Annotated in this window: 12 protein-coding genes; 9 read left to right on the forward strand and 3 right to left on the reverse strand. The window is 36.0% G+C overall.

The genetic code is table 11. The features are described 5' to 3' along the window. Nucleotides 1-95: 95 nt before the first annotated feature. The gene (locus GWR14_RS11055; RefSeq protein ID WP_246236318.1) at nucleotides 96-701 is read left to right on the forward strand and encodes a hypothetical protein; all 606 of its coding nucleotides are present in this window, start codon (nucleotides 96-98) and stop codon (nucleotides 699-701) included. On the opposite strand, the gene GWR14_RS11060 is transcribed toward GWR14_RS11055, so the two are convergent. After that, entirely contained in the window at nucleotides 696-1397 is a 702-nt protein-coding gene (locus tag GWR14_RS11060) for a porin family protein (protein WP_163409086.1), read from the reverse strand. The genes GWR14_RS11055 and GWR14_RS11060 overlap by 6 nt on opposite strands. Nucleotides 1398-1606: 209 nt before the next feature. On the opposite strand from GWR14_RS11060, the gene GWR14_RS11065 reads away from it, so the two are divergent. From GWR14_RS11065 to GWR14_RS11080, 4 genes are all read left to right on the forward strand, one after another. Next, nucleotides 1607-1960: a hypothetical protein gene (locus GWR14_RS11065; RefSeq protein ID WP_163409087.1), complete on the forward strand. Its 354-nt coding sequence runs from the start codon at nucleotides 1607-1609 to the stop codon at nucleotides 1958-1960. 150 nt (nucleotides 1961-2110) lie between these two features. Next, entirely contained in the window at nucleotides 2111-4318 is a 2208-nt protein-coding gene (locus GWR14_RS11070; protein WP_163409088.1) for a TonB-dependent receptor, read from the forward strand. 258 nt (nucleotides 4319-4576) lie between these two features. After that, nucleotides 4577-6664: a prolyl oligopeptidase family serine peptidase gene (locus tag GWR14_RS11075; protein WP_163409089.1), complete on the forward strand. Its 2088-nt coding sequence runs from the start codon at nucleotides 4577-4579 to the stop codon at nucleotides 6662-6664. Nucleotides 6665-6871: 207 nt separating this feature from the next. Beyond that, nucleotides 6872-7864: a Gfo/Idh/MocA family protein gene (locus tag GWR14_RS11080; protein WP_163409090.1), complete on the forward strand. Its 993-nt coding sequence runs from the start codon at nucleotides 6872-6874 to the stop codon at nucleotides 7862-7864. A 69-nt stretch (nucleotides 7865-7933) separates the two neighbouring features. On the opposite strand, the gene GWR14_RS11085 is transcribed toward GWR14_RS11080, so the two are convergent. After that, nucleotides 7934-8875 (reverse strand): outer membrane beta-barrel protein, encoded by a 942-nt coding sequence (locus tag GWR14_RS11085; RefSeq protein WP_163409091.1) that lies wholly within the window; start codon nucleotides 8873-8875, stop codon nucleotides 7934-7936. 177 nt (nucleotides 8876-9052) lie between these two features. Next, on the reverse strand, nucleotides 9053-13591 hold the full coding sequence (gene dnaE, locus GWR14_RS11090) for a DNA polymerase III subunit alpha (protein WP_163409092.1): 4539 nt from the start codon (nucleotides 13589-13591) through the stop codon (nucleotides 9053-9055). A gap of 659 nt (nucleotides 13592-14250) precedes the next feature. On the opposite strand from dnaE, the gene leuC reads away from it, so the two are divergent. The 4 genes from leuC (at nucleotide 14251) to GWR14_RS11110 (ending at nucleotide 18619) form a co-directional block, all read left to right on the forward strand. Continuing rightward, nucleotides 14251-15645, forward strand: a complete 1395-nt coding sequence (gene leuC / locus GWR14_RS11095; RefSeq protein WP_163409093.1) for a 3-isopropylmalate dehydratase large subunit — start codon at nucleotides 14251-14253, stop codon at nucleotides 15643-15645. A 114-nt stretch (nucleotides 15646-15759) separates the two neighbouring features. Then, nucleotides 15760-16356 (forward strand): 3-isopropylmalate dehydratase small subunit, encoded by a 597-nt coding sequence (gene leuD / locus GWR14_RS11100; protein ID WP_163409094.1) that lies wholly within the window; start codon nucleotides 15760-15762, stop codon nucleotides 16354-16356. Nucleotides 16357-16479: 123 nt separating this feature from the next. Next, nucleotides 16480-17052, forward strand: a complete 573-nt coding sequence (locus tag GWR14_RS11105) for an O-methyltransferase (protein ID WP_163409095.1) — start codon at nucleotides 16480-16482, stop codon at nucleotides 17050-17052. A 43-nt stretch (nucleotides 17053-17095) separates the two neighbouring features. Beyond that, nucleotides 17096-18619, forward strand: coding sequence for an alpha-isopropylmalate synthase regulatory domain-containing protein (locus GWR14_RS11110; protein WP_163409096.1), 1524 nt, complete (start codon nucleotides 17096-17098; stop codon nucleotides 18617-18619). Nucleotides 18620-18651 lie beyond the last annotated feature (32 nt).

Consider the following 18651-nt stretch of genomic DNA (forward strand, 5'->3'; position numbering starts at 1 on the left):
CTGAAAAGAGTTGTGATTTTCCTAAAAAATAAACGGTTAACAAAAACCTATTTATATTTCATCTATATTTGTTGAATACCTCAAATTACTGCGTTTTGAAAAAAATACTTCCTATATTTTCTTATATTTTACATCCGATTTTTATACCGGTTTATGCTGCATTATTTTATCTTTTTTACAAAGGAGATATGTTTACCATTCAGGAAAAATATTTTGTTTTATTTCAGATCCTGATTATCACTTTTATCGTTCCGATATTATTTTTCTTATTGCTAAAATCTACCGGAAATGTAAAATCTGTAATGATACCCGACACATCTCAACGCATCATTCCGTTAACGTTACTCAGTTTTTTACTGATTTTACTGGTCAAAAGAAGTATCGTGATAAGTCGTTATCCTGAACTGCATTTCTTTTTTCTTGGTGGATTATTCAGTACAATTTTTGCTTTGATTTATGCAATTTTCAAGATCAAAGTCAGTTTACACATGATGGCTATCAGTGGTTTAACCGTTTTTATTGTCGGATTAAACATGCATTTGCAGCTACACAATCCGTACTGGCCTGCGCTTTTGATTTTTCTGACCGGAATTGTGGCTTCATCACGACTGGAAATGAATGCGCATACGTATAAGGAACTGATAATAGGATTTTTCGTTGGAATAATTCCGCAGGTTTTATTTTTGTATTTGTGGCTATAAAATGTAAAAAATAAGCCCTGCACTTATGGTTTTCATTTTGAGGTCTTCCCCCGAAAATGTTTTAACATCTTTAAACAAAGGATTCAGCCCATAATAAAAATAAACATTCCATGTATTGTACCCTGCAGCAATGCTGGCACCGTACTGAAACTTATTTACATTTGGATTATTCGTGATTTTATAAGTTTTTTCACCATCGTCCAAAACAGATTTACTGGCAATAACATAACTGAATTTTAAACCCGCATAAATTCTCCAGAACTTATGACTTTCGTAAGTAGAATTTCTCCATCTGAACTCAATTGGAAGATCTACCAGATATTGTCTGTATTTATTTGAAACGAACTCATTATAATCATTAACATTATAAACCAGTGTTCCGTTCTGATCCGGAAAAATAGTCAGGTTTTGAAAAAAATTCTGATAACTTAATCCTAAACCTGCTGCAATAGCATGAGTCCTTTTTTTGTTAAGAGGAATATCACGTAGAAATCCGGCAGAAAGCCCTGCTGAAAATTTATCCTGTTTAAGGCCATCCGGAGCCTGAGACAAAAGGTTGTAAGTAACCGAAAAATAAAACTGATCTTCTCTGTACAAAGAATCAATTTTTACCACAGGTTTGACTTCCGATTTTTCTTCTTGTGAAAAAACATTGAAAAACGATACTAAAAATAAACAACTAAAAAATAATCGCATAGTGTGTTTTGGTTAAGAAGGATTTCAGATAAACGTTTTTTGAACTCATTTATTTGACTCACAAATATAATATAATGATAGTTTATAAGGCGTCGTAATAAACAATTATTCTGTTTTCATTCATTATAAAATATTTTGTTGCATTATTTTCAATAAAAAGAACAAAAACCAAATATTTTTAAAATTACCTTTTATACCTTTGCCATGAAATGAAAAGAAGACAGCTCATAACAGGTTTTTCTTTGGGATTGATGGTATTGTTCTCAATACTGTTTCAGTCCATACACAGTTATGAACATATCTCGCAACAGCTTTCAGAAAAAAAATGCCATCATAACTACAATGATGCAAATGGCGAAATTACACACCAACATCATAACGATGACACGTGTTTTATCTGTCATTTTGCTTTTGGAAGTTACATTGTTCCTGAAAATTTTGCATTTCAGTTTTTCAGCGATCATCAGGAAATCCCTTATTTCTTTGGATTTTCTGAAAGCATTATTTCCTTTTCAGGAAGTTTATACGCTCTTCGGGGACCTCCTTCAGCTATAGTTTCATAAAGTTTCGCCCCAAGAAACAAAACACTTTTAATCGAATTTAAAAACTCCGTTAAGATTCCTGATTTTCATTCTATGGAAATTCAGCAGACTTCACGTTTCTTTTGATTCGGTTTAAAAGAAAAAATCCATTAACTATAGCAATCATTTTCAATGAAAAAAATAATAATAGCCCTTATTTTAGGGTTTTCGGGCATTCTTTCTGCTCAAAATTCAGTTTCAGGAACTGTAACTGACAATCAAAATCAGCCATTACCGGGTGTTTCTGTTTATGCTCCGGAATTACACAAAGGAACTACGACAGACGAGAACGGGAAATATGAATTGAAGAATCTTCCAAACGGAAATCTGCGTCTTTCTTTTTCTTATGTTGGATATTCCAATCAAAATAAAACCATTGTCAGGCTTGTAAAAGAAAACACACTCGATGTAACACTTTTAGAATCAATTCTGGAAATGGATGAAGTTGTGGTTTCTACGCCTTTTAACAAACTGCAATCGCAAAACGTGATGAAAATTGATCACGAAAGCATCAAAACATTACAGCAAAAAGGAACCTCAACTTTAATTGAAGGTTTGGCAACAATTCCGGGAGTTTCACAAATTTCAACCGGAACTTCTATTGGTAAACCTGTAATCCGCGGATTGAGCGGAAACCGTGTTTTGGTTTATTCTCAGGGCGTTCGTATCGAAAACCAACAGTTTGGAGACGAACATGGTTTAGGTTTAAATGATGCCGGAATCGAAAGTGTCGAGGTGATCAAAGGGCCGGCTTCTTTATTATACGGCTCTGATGCTTTGGGAGGTGTTTTATATTTTAATCCTGAAAAATTTGCTAATTCAGGTGATTTTAAAGCTAATTTTAGTCAAAAATATTTTACCAACACACAGGGAAGCAATTCTTCAATTGGATTAAAAACTTCTACAGACAACTGGAAATTTTTAGCAAGAGGAAGTTTCAATACACATTCTGATTACAAAATTGCTGATGGTGATCGTGTGACCAATTCACGTTACAACGAAACGGATTTTAAAACCGGAATCGGTTATAGCAACTCCACTTTTTCAAGCGTTTTAAGATACAACTACAACAAACTGGACATCGGAATTCCAGAAGACGGAATTGCAGAACAATCTTCCAGCAAAGACACACAGTTTCCAAGACAGGGGATTTTCAATCATTTGTTCAGTTTAAACAATGTAATCTTTTTTGAGAACTCAAAACTGGATGTTGATTTAGGATATATTTCTAATGACAGAAGCGAATTTGAAGACAGCAATGATGCTGCTCTCCGAATGAAACTGAATACTTTCAACTATAATGCAAAATATCATTTCCCGAAATTCGGTAAAATCGAAGCTATTTTGGGTGTTCAGGGAATGCATCAGACCAATAAAAATTCCGGTGAAGAATATTTGATTCCGGATGCAACAACCAACGATTTTGGTGTTTTTGGAACTGCCAATTACGAATGGAACAACAGTGTACTGCAAGCAGGATTACGTTTTGACAACCGAAATGTAACTTCTGAAGCACACGGAATTACTGGAGAGGAGGGTTCTTTTGAAGCTTTAGACCGTTCATTTGACAGTTTTAATGCTTCTTTAGGCTACAAAACGAAATTGGCTGAACCATTAACCCTTCGTTTAAATGTTGCTACAGGTTTCAGAGCACCGAATTTGGCCGAATTAACTTCAAACGGCGTTCACGAAGGAACCAACCGATATGAAATCGGAAACAGCAATTTGAAAACCGAACAAAACGTTCAGACAGACGTAAATTTAGAATATAAAAATTCCCATTTTGAATTCTTTCTAAACGGATTTTACAATCACGTAAACAATTATATCTACACTTCGCCAACCGGGGAAGTTCTGGACGATAATGATGTTTTTGCCTACGTTCAGGATAATGCAAAATTGTTTGGAGGAGAAGTTGGACTGCATTTCCACCCGCATCCTTTAGACTGGCTTCATTTTGAAACTAGTTTTGAAACCATAACAGGCAAAAAAGACAATGATGATTACCTTCCTCTAATTCCTGCCAATAACTGGAACAATACGCTTAGAACTGAATTCAACATTAAAAACTGGTTCAAAGAAGGCTATGCTTCATTAAACGTTTCTTCGACTTTTGACCAGGATAATGTGAGTGGATTTGAAACCGCTTCAAAGGGTTATACTTTGGTTAACTTAGGCTTTGGAGGAACAGTAAAATTGGGTAAAACTGCTTTTGATGTAAACCTGAACGGAAACAATTTATTCGACAAAAAATATATTGCGCACCTTTCGAGATTAAAAACAGACGGAATCCCGAATATTGGACGAAATATTGTTTTGGGAGTGAATTTTAATCTGTAACATTTTTAAACCATATAAGTCATATAAGTAGTTTTGGAAGAAATACATTTGACTTTCTTAAAACCATTGCCATCCTGAGCGAAGTTGAAGGCTTTCTAAAAAAAAGGCTTCGACTCCACTCAGCCTGCACCAATTTAACGACATTCTGCTTAGAATAAAACTTATATGGCTTATATGGTTTAGAATTATTTTTCACAACAAATTTTTATATTTTTGTTGCAAACACAAAAATCAACTATGTAAAAAACATTTCTGATAATGGCGATTACAACTGCAGGAATTTCTTTAGCACAGAATAAAATTCAATATCCGCAAACTAAAAAAGGGGAAACTGTTGATGTATATTTTGAAACGAAAGTAAGAGACCCTTACCGCTGGCTGGAAGACGATAAATCTAACGAAACCGGCAACTGGGTAAAGGCTCAAAACGAAGTTACATATGGTTATTTAAATCAAATTCCGTTTCGTGATGCATTAAAAGCGCGAATGGAAAAACTGTGGAATTATGAAAAAATAGGTGCTCCTTTTACAGAAGGGAAATTCACCTATTATTCAAAAAATAATGGTCTTCAGAATCAATCTGTTGTTTACAGAAAAGACGAAAAAGGCAAAGAAGAAGTTTTCTTAGATCCTAACACGTTTTCTAAAGACGGAACAACATCCCTTGGCGGACTGGATTTTTCTAAAGACGGATCCAAAGCAGCTTATGCTATTTCTGAAGGCGGAAGCGACTGGAGAAAAGTTATTATCATTGATGCAGTTTCTAAAAAAGTTTTAGAAGATACTTTGGTAGATGTAAAATTCAGTGGTATTTCATGGTATAAAAATGAAGGTTTTTATTACTCCAGTTATGACAAACCAAAGGGAAGCGAATTATCTGCCAAAACAGATCAGCATAAATTGTATTTCCACAAATTAGGAACTTCACAAAAAGACGATAAAGTAATTTTTGGCGGGGATCAAAAGAGAAGATATGTTGGAGGAACTGTTACCGAAGACAATAATTATTTAGTGATTACAGCTGCCAATTCTACTTACGGAAATGAATTGTACATCAAAGATCTAACTAAACCAAACAGTCCGATTATTACTATTGTAGACAACTTTAACAGCGACAACAATATCATTGAAAACGAAGGAAGCAAATTGTTCATCGAAACCGATTTTAATGCACCCAACAAACGTGTCGTAACGGTTGATGTTGCCAATCCAAAACCTGAAAACTGGAAAGATTTTATTAAAGAAACTAAAGATATTTTGTCACCTTCAACCGGTGCAGGCTATTTCTTTGCTAATTATACCAAAGATGCGGTTTCTTTTGTACAGCAATACGATTACAGCGGAAAATTAGTTCGCGAAATCAAACTTCCGGCAGTTGGAACGGCTGGCGGATTTGGTGGAAAAAAGAATGAAAAAATATTATATTACAGTTTTACGAATTATACAACACCAGGAAGCATTTACTCTTTTGAACCAAAATCCGGAAAATCTGAAATTTATCAAAAGCCAAAAGTAGATTTCAAAAGTGAGGATTACGAATCAAAACAAGTTTTCTATACTTCAAAAGACGGTACAAAAATCCCGATGATTATTACCTATAAAAAAGGAACAAAATTAGACGGTAAAAACCCAACAATCCTTTATGGTTACGGCGGATTCAATATTAGTTTAACACCAAGTTTCAGTATTGCCAATGCGGTCTGGCTGGAAAATGGAGGTGTTTACGCTGTTGCCAATCTAAGAGGTGGTGGTGAATACGGAAAAAAATGGCATGATGCCGGAACAAAGCTTCAAAAGCAAAATGTTTTTGATGATTTTATCGCTGCTGCAGAATATCTGATTGCTCAAAAATATACCTCATCAGATTATTTAGCAATCCGTGGAGGTTCTAACGGAGGATTATTGGTTGGTGCAACGATGACACAGCGTCCTGACTTGATGAAAGTAGCTTTGCCAGCCGTTGGAGTTATGGATATGCTTCGTTACAACGCTTTTACTGCCGGTGCAGGATGGGCCTACGATTACGGAACTTCTCAGGACAACAAAGAAATGTTCGAATATTTAAAAGGATATTCTCCGGTTCACAACGTTAAAAAAGGAACACATTATCCTGCAACAATGGTAACTACAGGAGATCATGATGACCGTGTGGTTCCTGCGCACAGTTTCAAATTTGCTTCTGAATTACAGGAGAAACAAACTGGAGAGAATCCGGTTTTGATTAGAATTGATGTTAAAGCTGGTCATGGAGCAGGTAAATCTGTTGCTGCTACGATTCAGGAAAACGTAGACATTCAGGCTTTCACGCTTTACAATATGGGTTTTAAATCATTGCCTAAGAAGTAAGATTTTAAAATGATTTTTTAGCCACGAATTCACGAATTATTTTTGTGAGTTTGTGGCTTTTTTTTCTCGCAGATTTTGCAGATTTAGCGGATTTGTGCGCAAAAAAATCTGTGTAATCTGCTAAATCTGCGAGAAAAAATAATTCTGGAATTCGTGACTAACTTTTTTAAATAACCTTTAAATTTGAAATAACTAAAAAAAAAAACAATGAAAATTATAAAATGGGGTATTGTCGGCTGTGGAAACGTAACTGAAGTTAAAAGCGGCCCGGCATTTCAGAAAGCGCCAAATTCGGCTTTAGTTGCTGTAATGCGAAGAGATGCAGCCCTTGCCGAAGATTATGCCAAACGCCACAATGTTCCTAAATGGTATTCAAATGCCGAAGATTTAATCAACGATCCGGAGGTTGATGCCGTTTATATTGCTACTCCTCCATCTTCACATAAAGAATATACGATTTTGTGCGCCAAAGCAGGAAAACCTGTTTATGTTGAAAAACCTATGGCCCTGACTTTTGAAGAATGCAACGAAATGATCAGCATTTGTAAAGAACACAATGTTCCTTTGTTTGTGGCGTATTACAGAAGGGCTTTGCCCCGATTTTTAAAAATCAAAGAAATAATTGATCAGGGAAAATTAGGAAACATACGTCACGTAAACTGCGTTTTGTATCATCCTTTCGAAGAACGTTATGACGACGAAATCAATCTTCCCTGGACTGTTCTTCCTCATATTTCAGGAGGCGGAATCTTTGTTGATCTGGCCTGTCATACTTTAGATTTCTTAGATTTTGTTTTAGGTCCGATAAAATCTGTGCGCGGGCATGCGACTTCTCAGTTAATGGCTTATCCAGCCGAAGATGCTGTTTCAATGTCTTTTTTATTCGAAAACGGAATTCATGGTTCTGGTTTATGGAATTTTGCAAGTTTCGAACGTTACGATGTTACCGAAATTGTTGGCGATAAAGGAAAAATTTCATTCTCAACTTTTGGAGAAGATCCGCTTCATATTCAATATGCAAATGGAGAAAAAGAAAGCATTACAATCGAAAATCCGCTTCACATTCAACAGCCTTTTATCGAAACCGTTATGGCAGAGCTTTTAGGAAAAGAAGGTACTTCTCCATCAAAAGGAATTTCAGGTGCGAGAACAACCTGGGTTATTGATGAAGTTTTAAAAGAGTTCAGAAATTCGAAATGACAAAAAATGCAAAAAAGAGGATATTCTTTCGAATATCCTCTTTTTTGTAAATTATTTAGAAGTGGAAAATTATAGACTGTATCTTAATCCAAAAGTCAAACCTACACCAGAAATTCCAACATAAGAACTAATATCATCAGTAGCTTTTGTATTGTCAAAACCAGCTGAATTAGTTACTTTGCTGTTAGAACTTGTCGTCAATTTATCTACATAATTAGTATGAATTGCAGAATACGAAGCATCTTGTCTAAAAGTAGATGGTGTATGCAATTTATCCACTCCGTTTTCAGTAAAAACAGTAGTTTCTTTTGTTTTTCCGTGAACAGTAAAATTTCTGTATTCAATTTCAGCAAATAAAGCCAGTTTTTTACCAATTTTATAAGAACTTCCAATTGCAGCCATAAATCCAATTGTTGGGTTAGGTTTTACAACATCCTCAGAATATGTTTTTGCCATTACACCAGCTGCAGTAGAATACTCACGATTAGTCTCAATAGTTAAATCTCCATGGATCGGAACAATAACCCCTACTTTTGTATAAGGCTCAAAACCTTTAGCTTCGCCCAAAAACAATACTAATGCAGGTGATAAATCCCAAGCCCTAATTTTCCCTACGGCATCTCCTGTTACAAAAATATTTGTTGGTGAAGTAGCCACTAAACGATTTCGGGTTTCAACCATCAATTTATCAGCACTGGAATAATAGTTAATACCCATTTCAACTCCTAAACGTGTTGAAAAACGGTAACCTGCAGTTAATCCGGAGCGAAAACCTTCTCCAAATGAACCATGATTTGTTTCTCTCGAAATTAAAGTCGTTCCATCCGCAGCATAAACATCCGTATTAGGTAATTGACCATTTACAATAGGAAATTCCGTTGCCGCTGTCTGAATGAAGTAAGATCCTCCTAATTTAAAATACCAGCTTTCCGGTTTATCTGTATTTTCAGTTTGCGCCATAGTGGTTAGTGAGCAAACCATTAATCCGATTAGTAATAAGTGTTTTTTCATAATTTTCGTTGTTAATTTTTGATACAAACATATAATAATTTAGATTTCTTTTATTACAGCATTTCCACAGAGTTTATCATAATTATCAATTTAAAAATTAATCCTAAAATAATTTACTATGCATGCATAATTTTAACCAAAAACACATATTATTAATTAAATTTTAACTGTTAAATTTTAATTGAGTTTAAAATTAATCTGCATTTTTTCTAATTCTGCTAATAATTCATGAGATATTCTTACTTTAAGCCTGCGGCTTGGCATAGTTAATTTGGTAACCACTTTTATTTCTTCAACCTCTTTCACTTCCTGCATTTTAGCTTCTCCTGAAACCGTTTCATTATCTTCATTATCATCTTCAAAAACAGCGTCTTCAGTGCCTTCAAATTCACTTGTCGTTTCAACCTCAACGAGACGTTTTATGTTTTCTAATTCCATGATTTCAAAAGTCACGGAATTCTCTCCTTTATAAGCATTAAACAACTGGCTTAACCTGTGAATAAACTCAGTCTGCAGGTCTTTAATATTCAGCAATAAAATCAGTTTTTTGGCATACGTTTCTAAAATATCCTGCAATTGTTTTACCTCTGCAAACTGCATTCTTGGCTCAGATTTTTTACCTGTATCGTGATTTACCCAACCATCTTTTACTAAGATTTTGAAAAACATAAATTTATTTGGCACTAAAAAATGCTGGTACTTTAGATATTCTTCCCCAAACATTCTGAATTCATAACTTTCATCGTAACCTTCCAAATTAAACATAGCCCAGCCTTTTCCATTCTTAGCGACTCTATGTTGAATATTACTAGTAATTCCTGCAACGGTTAAATTCTTTCCAACATACTGTTCCAAATTTTTTAAAGCTTCTAATCTTGCATTACAGAAGTATTTCATTTCAAACCTAAAATCATCCAGCGGATGTCCGGAAATATAAATTCCTACTACTTCCTTTTCTCTGGAAAGTTTTTCCATTGTCCCCCAGTCCTCACATGGCGGTATACTTGGTTCAGCAATTTGAACTTCACTTGCTTCTCCGAACAAACTTACTTGCGAAGAGTTTTCATTTTCCTGAAACTTTGATCCATAGCGCATCGCTTTTTCATAGAATGTAATTCCGTCTCCATCGTCGTGGAAATATTGCGCTCTGGTTGTTCCTTCAAATGAATCGAAACCTCCGGCCAATGCTAAATTTTCTATCGCTTTTTTATTGGCTGCACGCAAATCAATTCGTTTCGCCAAATCAAAAATCGATTTATATCTTCCGTCTTTTCTGTTTTCTACAATCGTTTCTACCGCACCAGAACCTACACCTTTGATTGCTCCCATTCCGAAACGAACGGCATAATCATCGTTTACAGTAAATTTATAGTACGATTCGTTTACGTCTGGCCCAAGAACCTGTAATCCCATACGTTTACATTCTTCCATAAAGAACGAAACTTGTTTGATATCATTCATGTTATTCGAAAGTACCGCTGCCATATATTCGGCAGGATAATGCGCCTTCAAATAAGCCGTTTGGTAGGCAATCCAAGCATAACAAGTCGAGTGCGATTTGTTGAAGGCGTAACTTGCAAAGGCTTCCCAGTCTTTCCAGATTTTCTCCAGCACTTTTGCGTCGTGACCTTTTGCTGCAGCCTGCTCCACAAACTTCGGTTTCATTTTATCCAGTACGTCTTTCTGTTTTTTACCCATCGCTTTACGCAAGACGTCGGCCTCACCCTTTGTAAATCCTGCCAAAGACTGAGACAAAAGCATTACCTGCTCTTGGTAAACCGTAATTCCGTAGGTTTCTGATAAATATTCGGCACAGGCATCTAAATCGTATTTGATTTCTTCGTCACCGTTTTTTCTTCGAACGAAAGACGGAATATACTCCAAAGGTCCTGGACGATACAAGGCGTTCATCGCAATTAAATCCCCGAAAACGGTTGGTTTCAGATCTTTCATGTATTTCTGCATCCCAGGCGACTCGTATTGGAAGATTCCAACCGTTTCTCCTCTTTGGAAGAGCGCATAAGTTTCTTCATCATCGATTGGGAAAGTATCGGGATCTAGATCTTTTCCTGTTCTATATTTTACCAGTTTTACGGTATCTTTTATCAGTGTAAGGGTCTTCAGACCCAAGAAGTCCATTTTCAGCAGTCCGGCACTTTCTGCAACCGAGTTGTCGAACTGAGTTACATATAAATCCGAATCTTTTGCAGTGGTTACAGGAACATAATTCGTAATATCCGACGGCGTAATGATTACCCCGCAGGCGTGAATTCCTGTGTTACGCATCGAGCCTTCTAGAATTTTTGCCTGCTGAATAGTTTCTCCTGCCAAATCATCTTCATTGGCAATGGCGATTAATTCTTTTACATTATCAAATTCATCCGAACGAAGGGCTTTTTTAACCTCTTCTTCACTCTCCGAAATAAAACGTGCCAAGTTCCATTTGGACGGCATCATCCCTGGAATCAGTTTTGCAATTCTATCGGCTTCAAACAATGGTAAATCCAATACACGAGCCGTATCACGAATCGCCGATTTGGTTGCCATCTTACCATAAGTGATAATCTGCGCTACCTGTTTTTGACCGTATTTGTTAATTACGTATTCCATTACACGTCCACGACCCTCGTCATCAAAGTCGATATCAATATCGGGCATCGATACACGGTCAGGATTTAAAAAACGCTCAAAAAGTAAGTCGTATTTAATCGGGTCAATATTGGTAATTCCGAGACAGTAAGCAACGGCTGAACCCGCTGCAGATCCACGTCCTGGTCCTACCGATACGTCCATTTTTCTTGCCTCAGCAATGAAATCCTGTACAATCAGGAAATACCCAGGATAACCCGAGTTCGAAATCGTCATTAATTCAAAATCCAAACGTTCCTGAATCGATTCGGTGATTTCACCATATCTTCTTTTGGCGCCTTCCATAGTAAGGTGTCTCAGGTATTTATTTTCCCCGCGAACACCACCGTCTTCTTCATCTTCGGGTACCATGAATTCGTCCGGAATTTCGAATTTCGGAAGTAATACATCGCGATATAATGAATATCCTTCAACCTTATCTATAATTTCCTGAATGTTGATAATGGCTTCAGGCAGGTCAGCAAAGAGTTTTTTCATCTCGTCTTGCGACTTGAAGTAATATTCCTGATTTGGAAGTCCGTAACGGTAACCACGCCCACGACCAATAGGAGTTGCCTGTTTTTCACCGTCTTTTACGCAAAGTAAAATGTCGTGCGCATTGGCATCTTCTTTATTTAAATAATAGGTATTGTTAGTAGCGATTAATTTGACATTGTGCTTTTTCGAAAACTCAATCAGGGTTTTGTTCACACGATTCTCATCTTCCTGATTATGGCGCATAACTTCCAGATAGAAATCTTCGCCAAATTGCTCTTTCCACCAAATCAAAGCTTCTTCGGCTTGGTTTTCACCAATATTCAGGATTTTACTCGGAATCTCCCCATATAAATTCCCAGACAAAACCATGATATCGCCTTTGTATTGCTCTACAATGGCGCGGTCAATCCTCGGAACATAGTAAAATCCGTCTGTATAAGCAATGGAAGCCATTTTGGCCAAGTTGTGATAACCCGCTTTATTTTTTGCCATCAAAACAACCTGATAACCGTTGTCTTTTTTGCTTTTATCTAAGTGATTGTCGCAGATATTAAATTCGCAGCCAACAATAGGTTTAACCTCTGTTTCAGTTGGTTCTTCTCCAGCTTCAACTAGAGCTTTATTTTTTCCAGACGCTGCTTTGTTGTGGTTCATAACGGCGCTCACAAAATGGAAAGCGCCCATCATGTTTCCGGTATCGGTCATGGCAACGGCCGGCATTCCGTTTTTGGCTGCAGCCGAAACAATATTCCCAATTCCGATGGTCGATTGAAGTACCGAAAACTGTGTATGATTGTGTAAATGTGCAAATTTTGCTGCTTTGAAATCCGCTTTATCTTCTTCTGAAACAACTGTCTCTTTGCCTTCTCCGGCTAAAGCTTTAAGCTGTTCTCTGATTTTATCAGAAGCCGCTTTTAAGTTGATGTGTTTTAAACCAATTAACTTAAAAGGTTCTGGATTTCTTTCTTGAAAATCTTTAAAATAATCCTTCGGAACATCCAGTTCTTCTTTGGTAAAAACTTCTCTTCTAACTAATTCCAAGAAACAACGTGTAGTTGCCTCAACGTCGGCAGTTGCGTTGTGCGCTTCCGCGAAAGGAACGCTGAATAAATATTCGTGAAGTTCAGTCAGCGTTGGAAGTTTAAATTTTCCTCCACGACCTCCCGGAAGTTGTAATAATGAAGCCGTAACTTCAGTACAAGTATCCAAAACTGGCATTGAACTCATTTGAGACTCTACTCCCATTCTATGGAATTCGGCTCCCATAATATTCACGTCGAAACCTAAATTCTGACCAACAATATATTTGGTTTTACTTAAAGCAATATTGAATTTCTCTAAAACTTCGGCCAAAGTAATTCCATTGGCTTCTGCCAATTCAGTAGAAATTCCGTGAATACGTTCGGCATCATACGGAATATTAAATCCTTCTGGTTTTACCAAGTAATCCTGATGTTCGACAAGCTGTCCCATTTCGTCATGAAGCTGCCACGCAATTTGTATACAGCGAGGCCAGTTATCAGAATCGGTTATCGGGGCATCCCAGCGTTTTGGTAATCCGGTTGTTTCGGTATCGAATATTAAATACATACTTTTAAATAGCAAAAATTAAATTCCAAATTCCAATCTTTTCCATCACATAAACAACTGATTACATGAATTATAAAAAATATCGGAATAAAAAATGGAGGAAGCTCAAATTTACGCTTTTTTTGGAGATAGAAAATGGAAATTTCACGTAAAAGAGATTCTTATGAAGTTGTCAGGTTTTATCTTAAAACACATAAAATTTCATAAAATTTCACTTCTTGGATGTCGTAGTATTTATGTGCTTTATTCAATCTAAATAACCAACAAAAAACAGCTTAAAAAACAGTCAAAAATTAAAAAACCAGGCATTCAAAAAAGAAATCAAAACTAACAATTATTACTATTTTCATTTGATTTGTTACATTTTTTTAAATTAAACACGCCATTTTGTAGTGTTTTTGAAATAAATTTGCAAACTATTAAAATTAAAACCAGTTAATTAAAATTTAAGCAGAAAAAAGAATTCAAAATCAGTTCCCGTTTCATTATTCAGTCAAAATTGAATGTAAAAAAGCGCATTCGTAATTTGTTTTTAGTTTGGGCATCGTATATAATGAAATATTGAAGTTGACGGTTTTTTATCTTTTTCTACTTTTGTTTTGCTATTATATGAACAGGAGTGCTGTGATTATAGAAATTACAATTAAAAAAAATAAAAAATGAGTAAGACATTATTTGACAAAGTATGGGATTCACACGTTGTGCGTAAAATTGAAGATGGACCAGATGTGTTTTTTATTGACCGTCATTTCATTCATGAAGTTACAAGTCCTGTTGCTTTTTTAGGATTAAAATCAAGAGGCGTTAAGGTTTTATACCCGGAGCGTACTTTTGCAACTGCAGACCACAATACCCCAACTATAAACCAACATCTACCGGTAGCGGATGCTTTATCAGCAAACCAGCTGAAAGCGCTTGAAGACAATGCCAATGAATACGGAATTTCTCACTGGGGATTAGGTCACCAAAAAAATGGAATTGTACACGTAGTTGGTCCTGAAAACGGAATTACTTTGCCAGGTGCTACTATTGTATGCGGGGATTCGCATACGTCTACTCATGGTGCTTTTGGAGCTATTGCTTTTGGTATCGGAACATCTGAGGTTGAAATGGTGCTTTCTACTCAATGTATTATGCAGCCTAAACCAAAGAAAATGCGTATCAACGTAAATGGTCAATTAAGTAAAGGTGTTGGTCCAAAAGACGTTGCACTTTACATTATTGCTCAGTTAACTACTTCCGGAGGAACTGGTTATTTTGTTGAATACGCTGGTGATGTTTTTGAAAACATGACTATGGAAGGCCGTATGACAGTTTGTAATTTAAGTATCGAAATGGGTGCTCGTGGAGGTATGATTGCTCCTGACCAGACTACTTTCGATTTCCTTGAAGGAAGACTTTACGCTCCAAAAGGAGAAGCCTGGACAAAAGCTGTTGAATACTGGAAAACGCTAAAAACTGATGCTGACGCTGTTTTTGATGCTGAATTAAATATCAAAGCTGAAGACATCGAACCAATGATTACTTACGGTACAAACCCTGGAATGGGAATTGGTATCACAAAACATATCCCGAATGCAAAAGAAGTTGAAGGCGGTGAGGAAACTTACAAAAAGTCTTTAGCTTATATGGGCTTCAATGAAGACGACGTAATGATCGGAAAACAAATCGATTACGTTTTCTTAGGAAGCTGTACAAACGGACGTATTGAAGATTTTAGAGCTTTTGCTGAAATTGTAAAAGGAAGAAAAAAAGCAGATAATGTTACGGCTTGGTTAGTTCCGGGTTCTCACGTTGTTGAAGCACAGATTAAAGAAGAAGGAATTTTAGATATTTTGACTGAAGCTGGTTTCGTATTACGTCAGCCGGGTTGTTCTGCTTGTTTAGCGATGAACGACGATAAAGTTCCTGCCGGAAAATATGCAGTAAGTACTTCAAACAGAAACTTTGAAGGTCGTCAGGGTCCTGGTTCAAGAACGCTTCTTGCTAGTCCGATTATGGCTGCTGCTGCTGCTGTTACAGGAAAACTAACAGATCCGAGAGATTTGTTCTAGTCAATGGCAATTGCAATAACAATTTCAAAAAATCAATAAAATTGCTTTTAGATTTAACAGAGATTCTCATTTTCAGAAAATCTAAAATCTAAAATCCAAAAATCTAAAATTAAAATGGCATACGATAAATTTAATATACTTACAAGCAGCGGCGTACCGTTGCCAATTGAGAACGTAGATACAGATCAAATCATCCCGGCTCGTTTCTTAAAAGCGACAAAACGTGAAGGTTTTGGAGATAATCTTTTCAGAGACTGGAGATATAACGGAGACGATACTCCAAAAGCAGATTTCGTTTTAAACGATTCAACTTACAGCGGAAAAATCTTGGTTGGAGGAAAAAACTTCGGTTCCGGGTCTTCCAGAGAGCACGCTGCGTGGGCAGTTTACGATTACGGTTTTAGAGCTGTAGTTTCTTCTTTCTTTGCAGATATCTTTAAAGGAAACTGTTTAAATATTGGTGTTTTACCAGTACAAATCAGTCCTGAATTTTTAGAGAACATTTTCAAAGCGATCGAAGCTGATCCTAAAACAGAATTAGAAATCAATCTACCAAATCAAACAATTACTTTATTGTCAACTGGCGAGCAGGAATCATTCTCTATCAATGGTTACAAAAAAAATAACCTGATGAATGGTTTTGACGATATTGATTATTTACAAAATATCAAGGAAGATATCAAAGCTTTTGCTGACAAACTTCCTTACTAAACACAACCAACTCAAACGCAGTTACGCAAGTTTCAACCCTAAAGTTGGACTTCGTAACTGCTTTTAATTTAATTATCTAAAACCCTTTTAAAACTTAAAATCTCAAATTAATATTTCCTAAAGATGAATGACACCAACATTGTATTACCGAAATTTTATTCCGAAATCAAGACAGATTCTGAAAAAATTTCGTTTTCAATGCCTTCAGATTTACAAACAGGAAGCTTTTTAAGAACTTTAATAGCAACAAAAAGGGATGGAAATTTTTTAGAATTAGGAACCGGCACCGGATTATCACTTTCGTGGATTGCAGATGGAATGAGCAATAGTTCTAAATTAATTTCGATTGACAATTCAATAGAATATCAAAGTATCGCAAAAAAATATTTTCAAAAATCAAATATTTCATTTGTTTGTGATGATGCCGAAGAATGGATTTTAAATTATAGCAATGCAAAGTTTGACTTAATATTTGCCGATGCCTGGCCAGGTAAATATGCAGTTTTAGAAGAAACTTTAGATTTACTGAATTCAGGTGGAATATATTTAATTGATGATATGCTGCCACAGCCCAACTGGCCAGAAAATCATGCGAAAAATGTTGAAAACCTTATTCAGGATTTAGAACAAAGAACAGATATTGAATTAACAAAAATGTGTTGGTCAACAGGTTTAATTCTGATAACAAAAAAATAAACATTAAAATTACCGTGCTTATCTAAAAGCAAACAATATAATAATGGAAAAAAGAAAAATTGAAATAATGGATACAACGCTCCGTGATGGTGAACAAACCTCTGGAGTATCTTTTTCTGCTGCAGAAAAACTGACCATTGCACAATTGTTGTTGGAAGAATTAAATATTGACAGAATCGAAATTGCTTCTGCACGCGTGAGCGAAGGAGAATTTCAGGCAGTAAAAGGTATTACTTCATGGGCCGAAGAAAAAGGATACATTAACAGAATCGAAGTCCTGACATTTGTTGATGGCGGTGTTTCTATTGACTGGATGAAAAAAGCCGGTGCTAAAGTTCAAAATTTATTGACTAAAGGCTCAATGAATCACCTAACACATCAATTAAAAAAAACTCCGGAACAGCATTTTTCAGAGATAGCTCAAATTATTGCTTTAGCAAAAGAAAATAATATTGAAACCAATGTTTACCTGGAAGACTGGAGCAACGGAATGCGAAATTCTTCTGAATATGTTTTCGAATTCTTAGATTTCTTAGCGACCCAGCCAATTAAAAGAGTGTTACTTCCTGACACTTTAGGCGTTTTAATTCCGTCTTTGGCTTTTGAATTCATTTCTAAAATTAAAGCAAAATATCCGCAGATTCATTTTGACTTCCATGCGCATAACGATTACGATTTAAGTGTTGCCAACGTGATGGAAGCCATAAAAGCAGGCATCAATGGACTTCACGTTACCGTAAACGGAATGGGAGAACGTGCAGGAAATGCACCACTTGAAAGTACGGTTGCTGTAATCAATGATTATTTACCGGAAGTTAGCATTAACATCAAAGAGACTTCTTTATATTCTGTAAGCAAACTGGTTGAAACATTTACCGGATACAGAATTCCTGCAAACAAACCGATTGTTGGAGACAACGTTTTTACGCAAACAGCTGGAATTCATGCTGACGGAGATAACAAAAACAATTTATATTTTAATGATCTTCTTCCGGAGCGTTTTGGAAGAAAGAGAAAATACGCCCTTGGAAAAACTTCGGGCAAAGCCAATATCGAAAAAAATCTTCAGGAATTAGGTTTAAAATTAAACAACGAAGATCTGAAATTGGTTACCCAAAGAATTATTGAACTGGGCGACAAAAAAGAAACCGTAACCAAAGAAGACTTACCTTATATTATTTCTGACGTTTTGGACAGTCATACATATGAGGAAAAAATCACTGTAAATTCCTACATTCTGGTTCATTCTAAAGGAATGCGCCCATCTACGACTTTATCTTTAAATTTAAACGGAGAAATAATCGAAGAAAATGCTCAGGGAGACGGTCAGTTTGATGCTTTTATGAATGCTTTATCTAAAATTTACAAAAGCAAAAAACTAACACTTCCGAAATTGATTGACTATGCCGTAAGAATCCCGCCAGGAAGTAGTTCTGACGCTTTATGTGAAACTATCATTACTTGGGTCAACAACGGAAAAGAATTCAAAACCCGCGGATTAGATTCGGATCAGACAGTTGCTGCAATTATTGCTACTCAAAAAATGCTTAACGTAATTACTCAGTAAAACTGAAATAAAATAAATAATCGAAATAGAAA

The sequence above is a fragment of the Flavobacterium ajazii genome (assembly GCF_010614725.1).
GTDB classification, from domain to species: Bacteria; Bacteroidota; Bacteroidia; order Flavobacteriales; family Flavobacteriaceae; genus Flavobacterium; species Flavobacterium ajazii.